Below are 12936 nucleotides of genomic sequence, written 5' to 3'. Positions count from 1 at the left end.
GATCACTGACCCGGCACGCGTGGCGTGCCCCTGGGCGATCTTGCGGGCGATTCGGCGGCGTATTCCATGCTGCGGCGGGCCATCGCGAAGATGCGCCCCGCTCGAAAGGCTTTTCTTGACCACCTCCGTTGACCCCGGCACCAGTCCGTCCGCCCACGACCTCCCGACCGACGACCTCGCCGTCCCGGCCACCCCCGTCGGCTTCGCCGACCTGGGGCTGCCCCGGCAGCTCGTCGACGCCCTCGCCCGGCAGGGCATCACCACCCCGTTCGAGATCCAGCGGGCCACCCTGCCCGACGCCCTCGCCGGCCGGGACGTCCTCGGCCGGGGCCAGACCGGCTCCGGCAAGACCCTCGCCTTCGGCCTGCCCATCGTCGCCCGGCTGGCCGAGCTGAACCGGGCCCGGCCGCTGCACCCGCGCGCCCTGGTCCTCGTCCCCACCCGCGAGCTGGCGATGCAGGTGAACGACGCGCTGCTGCCGCTGGGCAAGGCCGTCGGGATCTTCCTCAAGACCGCCGTCGGCGGCGTGCCGTACGACCGGCAGATCGACGCGCTGCGCCGGGGCGTCGAGATCGTCGTGGCCACCCCGGGCCGGCTCGGCGACCTGATCAGCCGGGGCGTCTGCGTCCTGGACGATGTCGAGGTGACAGTCCTCGACGAGGCCGACCAGATGGCCGACATGGGCTTCCTTCCCGAGGTCACCGAGCTGCTCGCCAAGACCCCGGCGGGTGCCCAGCGGCTGCTGTTCTCGGCCACTCTGGACGGTGACGTCGACACCCTGGTCAAGCGGTTCATGACCGACCCGGTGACGCACTCGACCGCGCCGTCGACCGCCTCGGTATCCACGATGGACCACCACCTGCTGCTGATCCCGCCGCACGACAAGTTCGCCGTGGCGGCGTCGATCGCGGCCCGGTCCGGTCGGACGATGCTCTTCGCCCGTACCCAGCTCGGGGTGGACCGGCTGGTGGAACAGCTCGGCGCGGTGGGCGTACGGGCCGGTGGGCTGCACGGCGGAAAGACCCAGCGGATGCGTACCAAGACCCTCGCCGAGTTCCGTGAGGGACGGATGGACGTGCTGGTCGCCACGGACGTGGCGGCCCGGGGCATCCACGTCGACGGGGTGTCGCTGGTGCTGCACATCGACCCGCCGAAGGACCCGAAGGACTACCTGCACCGGGCGGGGCGTACCGCGCGGGCCGGCGAGTCCGGCGCGGTGGCCACGTTGGTGCTGCCCAAGCAGCGGCGGACCACGCTGGCGATGCTGGAGAAGGCGGGCGTGGAGCCGGCCGAGACCCGGGTGCGGGTCGGCGACGCGGTGCTCGCCGAGCTGACCGGTGCCCGCGAGCCCAGCGGTGTCCCGGTCCGTGACGAGCCCGAGCCGCGTCGGCACGGCGACCGCCCGCGCCGCTTCGGCGACCGGGACGCCCGGGGCTACGGCGGCGACCGGGGCCACGGCGGCAGCCGGGACGGCCGTGGCGGCTACGGCGGGGAACGGCCGCGCGGCAGCTACGGCGCGGAGCGACCGGCCCGGGAGCGGAGCTACGGCGACCAGGGCGGCGACCGGCAGACCGGGGACCGCCGTTACGGCGACCGCCCGTTCGGTGACCGCGCTGCCCGGGACGACCGCCCCACCGGCGACCGGGGCTACGGCGACCGGACCGGGGGCGGCGACCGGGGCTACCGCGAGCGCACCGGCGGCTACCGCGACCACAGCGGCGGCGAGCGGGGCCACCGTGACCGCCCCACCGGCGGCTACGGCGACCGGACCGCCGCCGGTCAGGGGTACGGCGAGCGGACCGGCGGGGGTTACCGGGAGCGGCCGAGCGGCGAGCGCGGCTACGCCGAGCGGCCCCGGACCGACCGGAGCTACGGCGACCACGGCGACCGGGGTTACGGCGACCGGGGTTACGGCGACCGGCGGTTCGGCGAGCGCAGCGAGCCGCGTTTCGGCGACCGGGACGCCCGGGGCGAGCAGCGGTCCGGTGAGCGCCGGTTCGGCGGCGGCGATTCGCGGGGCACCGACCGTCGGGGCGGGTTCCGCACCGAGGGCCGGGTCCGTGACGACCGGCCGCGTGACGACCGGCGGGGTTTCGGCGGCCGGCCGCCGGCGCGTACCCACTGATCGGACGGGAGCGGGCCGGCCCGGCCACGGTCCCCCGCGGTTTTCCGACGCCGCCCCGGAGCACCTGCTCCGGGGCGGCGTTCGCGCATGCGCTGCCGTCGACGCCCTGCTGGCGTAACGTCCGGACCATGCCGAGGTCACTTTTCTGGAGCCGGACCGACACCGCCGGGGCCGAGCACGCCGTCCTCGACGACGGGGCCGGATTCGCCGCGCACGGGACCCAACTGGCGGTCGACCCGATCCCCTACACCTGCCGCTACCGGTTGGAGACCGGCTCGGACGGGGCCACCACCTCGCTCGCCGTGGAGGTGGAGGGGGACGGCTGGTCGCGGAGCGTACGGCTGGAACGCGGCGCGGACGGGTGGCGGGTGCGTACCGGCGAGCAGGGTGACCTGGACGCGGCGCTGCGGGCGGCCGGGCAGCCACCGGCCGGCCTACCCGGCATCGAGGACACCAACCGGTTGCACGCGGCGCTCGACGTCGACCTGGGCGGCTCGGCCCTGTTCAACAGCCTGCCGATCCGTCGGCTGGGGCTGGCGGGGGCCGCGTCCAGCACCGAGCACCGGATCACCGTGGCGTGGGTGCTGGTGCCCAGCCTGGAGGTGGTGGCCGGCGAGCAGGTCTATACCGCGCTCGGGCCGGGGCGGGTGGGGTTCACCAGTGACACGTTCCGCACCGAGCTGGAGGTGGACGGCGAGGGGCTGGTCCGGCACTACCCCGGGCTGGCCGACCGGGCCGACCTGGGCTGACGGCGGAACCGGGCGGGCAGGGCCGGGTGTCGGCCCGGCCGGCTCCGGGGGTCAGCCGGGCCAGCTCCCGGTGCTGAGGAACCGGTCGATGGTGGCCAGGTACGGGGCGAGGTCGAGGCCCTGTGCGGCCACCCAGTCGTCGTCGTAGTAGGTGTCGGCGTACCGGTCCCCGGCGTCGCAGATCAGCGTCACCACCGAGCCGGGTCGCCCCTGGGCGAGCAGTTCGGCGATCAGCCCGAACGCCCCCCACAGGTTGGTGCCGGTGGAGCCGCCGACCCGCCGGCCGAGCACCGCCGATCCGGCCCGCATGGCGGCCAGCGAGGCGGCGTCGGGCACCTGGGTCATCCGGTCGACCACCGAGGGGAGGAAGGACGCCTCGACGGTGGGTCGGCCGATCCCCTCGATCCGGGAGCCCCGGCCGGTGCGTACCGACCAGTCGGCGGCCTGCCACGCCGGGTAGAACGCCGAGTTCTCCGGGTCGACCACGCAGAGTTTGGTGGGCAGCCGCTGGTAGCGGGCGTACCGGCCGATGGTGGCGCTGGTGCCGCCGGTGCCGGCGCCGACCACGATCCAGGCGGGCACCGGGTGCCGTTCCAGGGAGAGCTGGGCGTAGATCGACTCGGCGATGTTGTTGTTGCCCCGCCAGTCGGTGGCCCGTTCGGCGTAGGTGAACTGGTCCATGAAGTGCCCGCCGCTGTCCTCGGCGAGCCAGCGCGCCTCGACCACCACCTTGGCCGGGTCGTCGACCAGGTGGCAGCGCCCGCCGTGGAACTCGATCTGGGCGATCTTCTCGGGTGAGGTGGAGGCGGGCATCACGGCGACGAACGGCAGCCCGAGCATCCGGGCGAAGTACGCCTCGGAGACCGCCGTCGAGCCGGAGGACGCCTCGATCACCGTGGTCTCCGGCCCGATCCAGCCGTTGCACAGCCCGTACAGGAACAGCGAGCGGGCCAGCCGGTGCTTGAGCGAGCCCGTGGGGTGCACAGACTCGTCCTTGAGGTAGAGGTCGATCCCCCACTGCCGGGGCAGCGGGAACGGCAGCAGGTGGGTGTCGGCGGACCGGTTGGCGTCGGCCTCCACGGCGGCGATCGCCTCGGTCACCCACACCCGGCTGGCCTCGTCGCACCGGTCGAGATGAGTCACGTCGGCAACGGTACAAGCGAGGTCGGCTCGGGTTCGGGCCGACCCGGCGTCGTCGCCGCTCGCACCAGCCGGTCAGGAGGCCGACGGCTCGATCGGCTGGGGCCGGTTCTCCCACTTGGTCGACAGGGCGATGCCGGTACGGGTGGAGGCCACCCCGGGGGTACGGCTCAGCCGTACGATCAGCTGTTCCAGCTCGGCGATGGTGCCCACCCGAGCCTTGAGCAGGAAGGACTCGACGCCGGCCATGAAGTAGCAGGATTCGATCTCGGGCATCTGCCGGAACGTCTCCAGCACGTCGTCGGTGTCCCCGCCGGAGTCCTCGACGATGCCGATGAGCGCGGTCACGCCGAGGCCGATCGCCTCCGGCTCGACCTCGGCCCGGTAGGCCCGGATGACGCCGCTGGACTCCAGCTTGCCGACCCGTTCGTGCACGGCCGGCGCGGAGAGGCCGACCTGCCGGGCCAGCTCGGCGTACGACAGGCGGGCGTTACTCCGCAGTAGTTCGACGAGGCTCCGGTCGATCGCGTCCACGGAGGGTGAGCCTATCCGTTGGGGCGTAACGTCCGGCGACCGGCATCCGTTGGATCTGACAGCAGGTGACAGTTCGCAGACCGACGGTCAAGGGAGTCCCGCGCCGGTACCATTTACTAACTTCCCACTCCGTGCGTTTTTCGCGTTTGGCGGACAGGCCAGTTCGCTGGTGCTGTAATTGCCATACGTCCCTCATGACGGCTCTGGGCTCGCACCGGCCGGGGGCAGTGTGTTCAGCCGAGGGCTTCGTCGACGCGAGGAGGGGGCTGTGGACACTGGAGATCGCCTGCTGACACCGGGTGAGGTCGCCGCACTGTTTCGGGTGGACCCGAAGACTGTGACGCGGTGGGCGGCGGCCGGCCGGATAGGCAGCATCCGGACTCCAGGCGGGCATCGCCGGTTTCGGGAATCCGAGGTGCGGGCCCTGCTGGAAGGGGAGGGCATGTTGGACGAGGCGGACGACATGGGCAAGCCACGCAACGTGGGCCCGGCCGCCTCGACCGGGCCGGGTCCGGCCAATGCCGGGATGTACTGAATGGTGCGAGACGGACGCACGGGCCGGCCGACGAGGCCGGCCCGTCGCCGCTTGAACGGCCCCGGGCAGCGCCACCTGCTCGCCGTCCGGGCCCTGCGCCAGGGCCGGCGGGCAGCGACCCGCGTGGGCTGAGCACGGGCCGGCCAGCGGTCGGGGGCGGGTCAGCGGTCGGGGGCGGGTCAGCGGTCGGCGGCCAGCTCGCCCGACCAGCGGCGGAACAGGGTGTGCGGCACGCCCAGGGCGTCCAGCACCTTGCCCGCGACGAAGTCGACAAGTTGTTGGGCGGTGGCGGACGCACCCGCGCCGTAGAAGCCGGGGCTGGCCGGCAGCACCACCGCGCCGGCGTCGTGCAGCGCGATCAGGTGTTCCAGGTGGCTGCGGGTCACCGGGGTCTCCCGGGGCACCAGCACCACCGGGCGTCGTTCCTTGAGGTTGACCTCGGCGGCGCGTTGCAGCAGGTCCTTCGACAGGCCGATGGCGATGCCGGCGCAGGCTGCCGTGCTGGCCGGCACGACCGCCATGCCGCGTACCCGGTAGGAGCCGCTGCTCGGGCCGGCGGCGATGTCACCGGCCGGCCAGTGCCGCACGTCGTCGCCGGTGAGGTCGCGGCCCAGCCAACCGGCGAGGTCCTCGGCCCAGTGGCCGTCCCGGAACGGCCGGCCGGTCTCGTCCAGGACGGTCAGCCGGGCGGCCCGGGACACGATCAGGTCCACCGGCTGCCCGGCGTCGAGCAGGCCCCGGACGACGGCCGCCGCGTAGGGGGTGCCGGACGCCCCGGAAACCCCCACCACCCATGGTTCGCGCATACGCCCAGCCTGCCTGGTGTACGCCGACCGCCGACGCCCACCCCCGTGATCGCCCCGTCGGCACGGTGCGGGACCGGCCGGTCGACCCACCGTCGCCGTACCGGTGGGCCGCGCCTCCGACGGCAGGCCCGGCCGGCAGGTCAGCACTCGACCTGCGATGCTGCGGACTAAAGATCCACACGGCACGGGGGAGACATCGATAATGGTCGACAAGATCCTCTGGTCGTTACGGTCGACCTGCCCGATCCCGCCCCGGCTCTCCCCGTACGCCGACGGCGTGCAGGAGTGGTTGCTGGAACTGCTACCCCGGCTGGGTCTGCCGTTGAGCGTCGAGGCGTTGCACCGGCTCGACCGGGCCGGCTTCGCCAGGTACGCGGGCCGCCTCTACCCGGACGCCAGCGAGCCGGACCTACGTACCGTGTCAGCCCTTTTCACCTGGTTCTTCCTGGTCGACGACGCCTGCGACGGGCCGGACCGGCTGCCCTCGGAGCAGATCCGGGCACTGCGACGCGGGACGCTGACCCTGCTGCACGACGGGCCCCGACGGCGGCACCCGGGATTCGGGGGGCCGCTGCGCCGGCTGCTGGTCGAGGCGTGGCGGGTGCCCCGCCGCCGGATGCCGGCGCGCTGGCGGCTGCGGTTCGCCGACGCGGTCGGCGACCACCTGGACGGCAACTGGCGGGAGGCGGTGGCGAAGGAGAGCGGCCGGCCGCCCAACGTGGCCGAGTACGTGACGCTGCGCCGGGCCACCTCGGCGGCGTACGTGTCGTACCCGCTGATCGAGTTCGTCGGGGGTCGGACGCTACCGGACGCGGTCTACCACCATCCGCTGCTACGCCGGATCGGTGACCTCGGCAACGACCTGCTCTCCTGGTACAACGACCTTGCCTCGATGGAACGGGACCGGACCACCTCGGGCGGGCACAACCTGGTGCTGGCGCTCGCCGACGAACAGGCCGTGCCGGTGGAACGGGCCGCCGAACTGGTCGCCGACCGCTGGCGGGACACGATGACCCGGTTCCAGGTGCAGTGCGCCGCGGTCCCGTCGTTCGGCCCGGCGCTCGACGGTGCCGTCGCCGCCCACCTCGACGGCATCGCGAACGCCGTCCGGGGCACCATCGACTGGACCCTGGAAAGCGCCCGCTACCCCGTCCACCCCCACCCCTAACCCATCCCTAACCCATCCCCCCACCCGCCCCACCGACCCCCGCCCCGCCGACGCCCACCCCGCCCCGGTGATCAAGAGCTTTGCGTCAAGTTTGATCTTCGAGTTGACCTGAACCTCTTGATCAACTGACGCAAACTTCTTGATCATCAAGGACAGCGGGCGGGGCGGGGCAGAGCGGGGCGCAGCACGGTGCAGCGCCGGAGATGAGCAGCCGGAAGGAGGCGGGATCAGGGGCGCAGGTCGAGGCGGATCACCAGGTCGAGCAGGGCGAAGACGAACAGGGCGATGCCGACGAAACCGTTCGCCGTGAAGAACGCCCGGTTGACCCGGCTCAGGTCGGTCGGGGTGACCACCACGTGCTGGTAGCCGAACGCGACCGCGGTGAACGCCAGCCCGATCCACCAGGGCCAACCGAAGCCGACCAGCGCGCCGAACCAGATGAACAGCGCGAACGTCACCACGTGTGCCCCGGTGGAGGCGTGCAGGGCGAAGCGCCGGCCGTAGCGGGCGGGAACGCTGCGTACCCCGATCTGCCTGTCGACCTCGTCGTCCTGGCAGGCGTAGATCAGGTCGAAGCCGCCGATCCACAGGCCGACGGCCGCGCCGAGCAGCCAGGCCGGCCCGGACCCGGCGAAGGTGCCGGTGACGGCGAGCCAGGCGCCGACGGGGCCGACCGCCTGGGCGACGGCCAGGATGGCGTGTGGCCAGTCGGTGAACCGCTTGCCGTAGGGGTAGACGACCAGCGGGATGACGGCGAGCGGGGCGAGCACCAGGCAGAGCGGGTTGAGCAGGGCAGCGGCGGCGAGGAAGACCACCAGGGCGACGGCCGCGCCGGTCCAGGCCGTCCGCACGCTCACCGCCCCGGTGACCAGTTCCCGCCCGGCGGTACGCGGGTTCCGGGCGTCGATCCGCCGGTCGAGGATGCGGTTGGCGGCCATGGCGAACGTGCGTGCACCGACCATCGCCACGGTGATCAGCAGCAGGTCTCCCCACCGCACCCGACCACCGTTGACCTGCATCGCGGTCAGCGCCGACAGGTACGCGAACGGCAGCGCGAAGACGGAGTGCTCGATCGCGACGAGCTTGAGGAAGGATTTGACCCGGCCAGGGCGGGGGGCCGGGGCGACGGCGGTGGCCATCAGATGCCGTACTCCTTCCAGCGTTTGTCGACCAGCGAGGTGACCTCCGGCGACATCGTCATCTCCTCGGGCCAGCCCCGGGTGTAGCCCTCGGCGGGCAGTTTACGGGTGGCGTCGACACCGACCTTGCCGCCCCAGAACTGCTGGTAGGAGGCATGGTCGAGGTGGTCCACCGGCCCTTCGGTGAGCAGCAGGTCGCGGGCGTAGTCGACGTTGCCGAAGGCGCGGAACGCGACCTCGTTGTAGTCGTGCACGTCGCAGTCGGCGTCGACGATCACGATCAGCTTGGTCAGCGACATCAGGTGCGCCCCCCAGATGGCGTTCATCACCTTCTGTGCGTGCTTGGGGTAGCGCTTGTTGATCGACACGATCGCGCAGTTGTGGAACACCCCGGCGGCCGGCAGGTCGTAGTCGACGATGTCCGGGATCAGCAGTTTGAGCAGCGGTTGGAAGATCCGCTCGGTGGCCTTGCCGAGGCCGTGGTCCTCCTGCGGCGGCTTGGACGTGACGATCGAGTGGTAGACCGGGTTGCGCTGCGTGGTCATCGTCTCGACGTGCAGCACCGGGAACGGTTCGACCGGGGTGTAGAAACCGGTGTGGTCGCCGAACGGCCCCTCGGGCAGCCGCTCGCCGGGTTCCAGGTAGCCCTCCAGCACGATCTGCGCGTGCGCCGGCACCTGCAACGGCACGGTCAGGCAGTCGACCATCTCGACCCGTTCGCCGCGCAGGAACCCAGCGAACAGATATTCGTCGATGTCTCCGGGGAGCGGCGCGGAGGCGGCGTAGCTGACCACCGGGTCGCAGCCGATGGCGATGGCGACGGGCAGCCGCTGGCCGAGCCGTTCGGCGACCGCGTGGTGGGCGGTGGAGTCCTTGTGGATCTGCCAGTGCATGCCGAGAGTGTTGCGGGAGTGCTGCTGGAGGCGGTAGAGCCCGAGGTTGCGCTTGCCGGTCTCCGGGTGCTTGGTGTGGGTCAGCCCGTAGTTGTGGAAGATCCCGCCGTCGCCGGGCCAGACCTGGAGGCCGGGCAGCCGGCCCAGGTCGACGTCGTCACCGGAGTAGACCACCTCCTGGCAGGGCGCGGTCTTCACCTTGCGCGGCGGCACCGACTTGAGCTGCATGACCTTGCCCAGGCCCTCGCGGATGCCGGACCAGCCGACCGGCAGCTCCGGCTTGATCAACGCGCCGATCCGGTCGCCGATCTCGTCGAGCGAGTCGACGCCGAGCGCCATCGCCATCCGCTTCTCGGTGCCGAACAGGTTGATCGCCACCGGCATCTCACCCCGGGTGGGCCGCTCGAACAGCAGCGCCGGCCCGCCGGCCCGGACCGTCCGGGTGACCACCTCGCTGATCTCCAGCGTGGGGTCCACCGGGACGGTCACCCGCCGCAGCTCGCCCGCGCGCTCCAGCGCCGCGAGAAAGTCCTTGAGATCGGTGTACGGGAAGCCACGAGCCGCCATACGGCCAGTCTCCCGCACCCCCGCCGGCCCCGCCCACGCCGGGTGGGACCCGGCGGTGTGCGTCTCCCCACCCGGCGGCTGCTCGTTGCACGGGTGACGGTGGGGCGGCTGGTCGGGCCGGCGACGTCGGGACGGGGGCGGGGATGGGCGACGGAGGGGTTCCGGCGGGCTTCACCGAGCAGCGGGCGCAGGTCGGTGACGTGGCGATCAACTATGTCCGGGGCGGCCGTGGACCGACCCTGGTGCTGCTGCACGGCTATCCGCAGTGCTGGCGGATGTGGCGGGGGCTGCTGCCGGAGCTGGCCGCGACGTACCACGTGGTCGCCCCCGACCTGCGCGGCTTCGGCGACAGCGACGCCCCACCCGACGGGTACGACAAGAAGACCGTCGCCGCCGACCTGCACGGGCTGCTGACCGGGCTGGGCCTGGCCGACGACATCCGGCTGGTCGGCCACGACGTGGGCACCATGGTCGCGTACGCCTACGCCGCCGCCCACCCGGACGCGGTGTCCCGCCTGGTGCTGTCCGAGGCACCGATCCCGGACGAGGGAATCTACACGTTTCCCGCGCTGACCGAGGCGGGGCCGGCGGTGTGGAACTTCGGCTTCTTCAACCTCACCAACGGCCTGCCGGAGGAGCTGGTCACCGGCCGGGAGGCGCGCTGGGTGGACCGCTTCACCGACTCGATCATGGTGAACAAGGGCAGCATCGGTGCGGACGACATCGAGGAGTACGCCCGGCACCTGACCGACCCGGCCCACCTGCGGGCGAGTTTCGACTACTTCCGGGCCTTCGCGCAGGACGTCAAGGACAACGCCGCGTACCGGAAGAATCCGCTGCCGATGCCGGTGCTGGCCATCGGCGCGGCGGCCAGCCTCGGCGGCCAGGTCGCCGACCAGGTACGCCGCTACGCCCACACGGTCGACGGCCGGGTGGTCACCGACTGCGGCCACTGGCTGTTCGAGGAGCGCCCCGCCGAGCTGACCGCCCTGCTACTCCCCTTCCTGCACGACTGACAGCCCCGGTCCGGCGGGAACTGCCCGCGACAGCGGGCCCTGCCACAACGACGTCCGGGTTCGCGTCCCGCGTGGTGTCACTGATCCCCTGCGGCACGAGCCTGCGCCCAGTGCCCTGAAACAATCTTGTGTGCCTCGATGGCAGACGTCACCGCCAGCCCGATCTCCGCAGCCAGGACTTCGTACCGGGCGTTCCACGATGGCGGTGGTTCGGGGAGATCATCCGGCACGGTGTGGGTACCTCGGATGGAGAAGACGTGGTGCACCCGCCTGACCAGCGCTTCATCAGCCGGCACACCGTCCTCCACCAGCAGGACGAGGTCGACCAGATCCCTGACCCGGGTGGACAGCCCGGTTTCGTAGAGCCGCGTCAGGGCGTGCAGCTTTTCGGCGTACTGCTGCCGCAGGTCAGCTACCCAGATCACCCGGGTGGGGATCGCGGCGAATGCCAGGTCGTCCGGCAGTTCGCGCAGCTCGACGCCGCCCAGTTCCTCGGGTCGCGCCACCACGTCCAACTTGAGTGTGGCGAAGAGTTGGCCGGCAAGGCGGCTCTCGACCGGGAAACGCCAGGCCGGACGGCCGTACGCGTCGTCGCGTAGCCGGGTCGGCGCGGCGGCCGAGTAGATGAACCAGTCACCGTCAGGGTCGGTGAGCAGTGCCTCGATGAGCGCCTCGTGGAGTTCCGTTCCGTCAGCCGGGTCCGCTACCAGGCCCGGCCTTATCACCAGGTCGACATCGCGGGTCGATCGTGCAAGCCCGGGCCGTCGCAGCTCGACCGCCATCCCGCCCTTGAGCACCCAGGCATCGGTGTTCTGGTGAACGAGGCGCACCAGGAGCCTGGTGAAGGCAAGGCGACGACGGAGCCAGTTGGGGTCCCTGCCGAGCAGTCGCGCACGTTCGAGGATGCGGTTGTCGACGGCAGCACGCAGCGCGGAAGCCGTCGAGTATCTCCTGCTCATCGACCTGCCGCCGCCAGGGCGATATGCGCACCCAGCTCCGCCGTCGGACCCAACTCCGTGGCGGCGGCACGCAGACGCCGTGCAGTGGTGAGGCCCCGGCTGAGCGCCTCGGCGACAGCACCGTCGAGCCACTGTTGCTCGATCCTTGCCTGTGCGCACTCGGCAAGTGCGCGACTCGGGGTCGTCACCCGGAACCCTTCTCGATCTTCGATGTCCGCCTCGGGGGGAAGCGGTCGGTGCAGGACGATCTCCGGAGCCGAGCGTCGGAACCGCGCGGGAACCGACAGATGCACCCTGGCCGGGTCGAGATCACCAAGGTCGTGCACGGAGAGCGCGCTGGCATGACTCACCACGCCCACCGCCCCGCTCCACAGCACCCAACGGACGAGATGGTCCGCCGGATGCGCCGGCCAATCCATCAGCCGGAAAACTCCCCGGTCGACCCGCACCCAGTTGCCGTGATCAACGTGGTGTTTCTGCGCCTGATACGAGTATCCAATTTCCCGAGCCTGCGCGGCGGTGACGTAGCCGTGCTGACGGGCAGCAAGCTGGAACAGCGCTCGCCGGTTCGATGTTGACACTCGCCAAGGCTACCAACCTAAAGAAAAGCTTTAGGTTCCGGTCAGGTGAAGCCGAAGAACTAAAGTTGTGTTTTACTTTCGTGCCAGCGCAAGGTGTCCGTCCTCGACGGCGGCCGGTCGGTCAGGCCGCCGGCTCCCAGGCGTACGCGGCGAGGGGCGGGTCGAGCGGGGCGCGGGTGAGTCGGTTGGCGAGGGTCGAGATGGTGTACGTCCCGACCCCGAGCACCACGTCCAGGGCGTGCCGGGGCCGGTAGCCGGCGTCGAGGAAGGCGGTCAGCTCCTCGTCCGGCACGTCACCGGCATGGTCGAGGACGGCGAGGGTGAACCGGCGCAGCGCCGCCAGCCGGGGTTCGGGCAGGTCGGTGCCGTCGCGCAGCGCGGCGATCAGTTCAGCGGCGGCACCCAGCCGGTGCAGGGTGACGGTGTGCAGCGCCACGCAGAGGTGGCACCGGTTGCGGGTGGCCACCGTCAACACCACCACCTCCCGCTCGACGGGCGCGAGGTCGGTGGTCTCGAAGGTCGCGGAGGCAGCGAGGAACCCCTTGAGCAGCTCGGGGGACTCGGCCATCAGACCGACCGCGCCGGGCAGGTGGCCGAGCTTCCGCCGTACGCCGGCCATGGTCGGCCGGGCGGCGTCGGGCGCGGTGTCGAGGGTGTGGGTGGTGAAGCCGGATCGGGACATGGGGCTACCCCTCACGTACGATAGTCAACGTGGTTGTCGAAA

At 71.8% G+C, this 12936-nt stretch carries 13 protein-coding genes; 5 read left to right on the top strand and 8 right to left on the bottom strand.

What is annotated here, in order from left to right; genetic code table 11:
- Positions 1–115 precede the first annotated feature (115 nt).
- Entirely contained in the window at positions 116–2125 is a 2010-nt protein-coding gene (locus tag JQN84_RS13140; protein WP_204958634.1) for a DEAD/DEAH box helicase, read from the top strand.
- A gap of 128 nt (positions 2126–2253) precedes the next feature.
- Entirely contained in the window at positions 2254–2874 is a 621-nt protein-coding gene (locus JQN84_RS13135; RefSeq protein ID WP_204958633.1) for a putative glycolipid-binding domain-containing protein, read from the top strand.
- Positions 2875–2925: 51 nt separating this feature from the next.
- Here the strand turns inward: JQN84_RS13135 and cds1 are convergent, their stop codons facing one another.
- Entirely contained in the window at positions 2926–4017 is a 1092-nt protein-coding gene (gene cds1 / locus JQN84_RS13130; protein ID WP_204958632.1) for an L-cysteine desulfhydrase Cds1, read from the bottom strand.
- A gap of 72 nt (positions 4018–4089) precedes the next feature.
- Positions 4090–4548 (bottom strand): Lrp/AsnC family transcriptional regulator, encoded by a 459-nt coding sequence (locus JQN84_RS13125; RefSeq protein ID WP_204958631.1) that lies wholly within the window; start codon positions 4546–4548, stop codon positions 4090–4092.
- Positions 4549–4816: 268 nt separating this feature from the next.
- Between JQN84_RS13125 and JQN84_RS13120 the strand changes: the two genes are divergently transcribed.
- Positions 4817–5083 carry a BldC family transcriptional regulator gene (locus JQN84_RS13120; protein ID WP_084261470.1) on the top strand — a complete coding sequence of 89 codons (267 nt, stop codon included), beginning with the start codon at positions 4817–4819 and terminating at the stop codon, positions 5081–5083.
- Positions 5084–5262: 179 nt separating this feature from the next.
- Here the strand turns inward: JQN84_RS13120 and JQN84_RS13115 are convergent, their stop codons facing one another.
- The gene (locus JQN84_RS13115; RefSeq protein ID WP_204958630.1) at positions 5263–5889 is read right to left on the bottom strand and encodes a UbiX family flavin prenyltransferase; all 627 of its coding nucleotides are present in this window, start codon (positions 5887–5889) and stop codon (positions 5263–5265) included.
- Positions 5890–6091: 202 nt separating this feature from the next.
- Here JQN84_RS13115 and JQN84_RS13110 point away from each other — a divergent pair, with 202 nt between their 5' ends.
- Complete coding sequence (locus JQN84_RS13110) at positions 6092–7057, top strand: terpene synthase family protein (protein ID WP_204958629.1); 966 nt, start codon at positions 6092–6094, stop codon at positions 7055–7057.
- Positions 7058–7284: 227 nt separating this feature from the next.
- Here the strand turns inward: JQN84_RS13110 and mqnP are convergent, their stop codons facing one another.
- Both mqnP and JQN84_RS13100 read right to left on the bottom strand, forming a co-directional pair.
- Positions 7285–8196, bottom strand: a complete 912-nt coding sequence (mqnP, locus tag JQN84_RS13105) for a menaquinone biosynthesis prenyltransferase MqnP (RefSeq protein WP_204958628.1) — start codon at positions 8194–8196, stop codon at positions 7285–7287.
- Positions 8196–9656: a menaquinone biosynthesis decarboxylase gene (locus tag JQN84_RS13100; protein WP_204958627.1), complete on the bottom strand. Its 1461-nt coding sequence runs from the start codon at positions 9654–9656 to the stop codon at positions 8196–8198. Before JQN84_RS13100 ends, mqnP begins: the two co-directional genes overlap by 1 nt.
- A 143-nt stretch (positions 9657–9799) precedes the next feature.
- On the opposite strand from JQN84_RS13100, the gene JQN84_RS13095 reads away from it, so the two are divergent.
- Positions 9800–10672, top strand: coding sequence for an alpha/beta fold hydrolase (locus JQN84_RS13095; RefSeq protein WP_204958626.1), 873 nt, complete (start codon positions 9800–9802; stop codon positions 10670–10672).
- 77 nt (positions 10673–10749) lie between these two features.
- On the opposite strand, the gene JQN84_RS13090 is transcribed toward JQN84_RS13095, so the two are convergent.
- The 3 genes from JQN84_RS13090 to JQN84_RS13080 all read right to left on the bottom strand — a co-directional run bounded on the left by JQN84_RS13090 (position 10750) and on the right by JQN84_RS13080 (position 12894).
- Positions 10750–11631: a nucleotidyl transferase AbiEii/AbiGii toxin family protein gene (locus tag JQN84_RS13090; protein WP_204958625.1), complete on the bottom strand. Its 882-nt coding sequence runs from the start codon at positions 11629–11631 to the stop codon at positions 10750–10752.
- Entirely contained in the window at positions 11628–12212 is a 585-nt protein-coding gene (locus tag JQN84_RS13085) for a type IV toxin-antitoxin system AbiEi family antitoxin domain-containing protein (RefSeq protein ID WP_204958624.1), read from the bottom strand. The genes JQN84_RS13090 and JQN84_RS13085 overlap by 4 nt, the downstream gene beginning before the upstream one ends.
- 121 nt (positions 12213–12333) lie before the next feature.
- Entirely contained in the window at positions 12334–12894 is a 561-nt protein-coding gene (locus JQN84_RS13080; RefSeq protein ID WP_204958623.1) for a carboxymuconolactone decarboxylase family protein, read from the bottom strand.
- Positions 12895–12936: the final 42 nt, after the last annotated feature.

This window comes from Micromonospora humidisoli, from assembly GCF_016900955.1.
GTDB classification, from domain to species: domain Bacteria; phylum Actinomycetota; class Actinomycetes; order Mycobacteriales; family Micromonosporaceae; genus Micromonospora; species Micromonospora wenchangensis.
This window is presented reverse-complemented; position numbering and strand designations above follow the sequence as displayed.

What these genes read in the sequence shown, in the direction of transcription:
- JQN84_RS13080 (WP_204958623.1), bottom strand. Translation starts at nt 12,894, where the DNA reads ATGTCCCGATCCGGCTTCACCACCCACACCCTCGACACCGCGCCCGAC.
- JQN84_RS13135 (WP_204958633.1), top strand. Translation starts at nt 2,254, where the DNA reads ATGCCGAGGTCACTTTTCTGGAGCCGGACCGACACCGCCGGGGCCGAG.
- JQN84_RS13090 (WP_204958625.1), bottom strand. Translation starts at nt 11,631, where the DNA reads ATGAGCAGGAGATACTCGACGGCTTCCGCGCTGCGTGCTGCCGTCGAC.
- JQN84_RS13115 (WP_204958630.1), bottom strand. Translation starts at nt 5,889, where the DNA reads ATGCGCGAACCATGGGTGGTGGGGGTTTCCGGGGCGTCCGGCACCCCC.
- JQN84_RS13100 (WP_204958627.1), bottom strand. Translation starts at nt 9,656, where the DNA reads ATGGCGGCTCGTGGCTTCCCGTACACCGATCTCAAGGACTTTCTCGCG.
- mqnP (WP_204958628.1), bottom strand. Translation starts at nt 8,196, where the DNA reads ATGGCCACCGCCGTCGCCCCGGCCCCCCGCCCTGGCCGGGTCAAATCC.
- JQN84_RS13095 (WP_204958626.1), top strand. Translation starts at nt 9,800, where the DNA reads ATGGGCGACGGAGGGGTTCCGGCGGGCTTCACCGAGCAGCGGGCGCAG.
- JQN84_RS13110 (WP_204958629.1), top strand. Translation starts at nt 6,092, where the DNA reads ATGGTCGACAAGATCCTCTGGTCGTTACGGTCGACCTGCCCGATCCCG.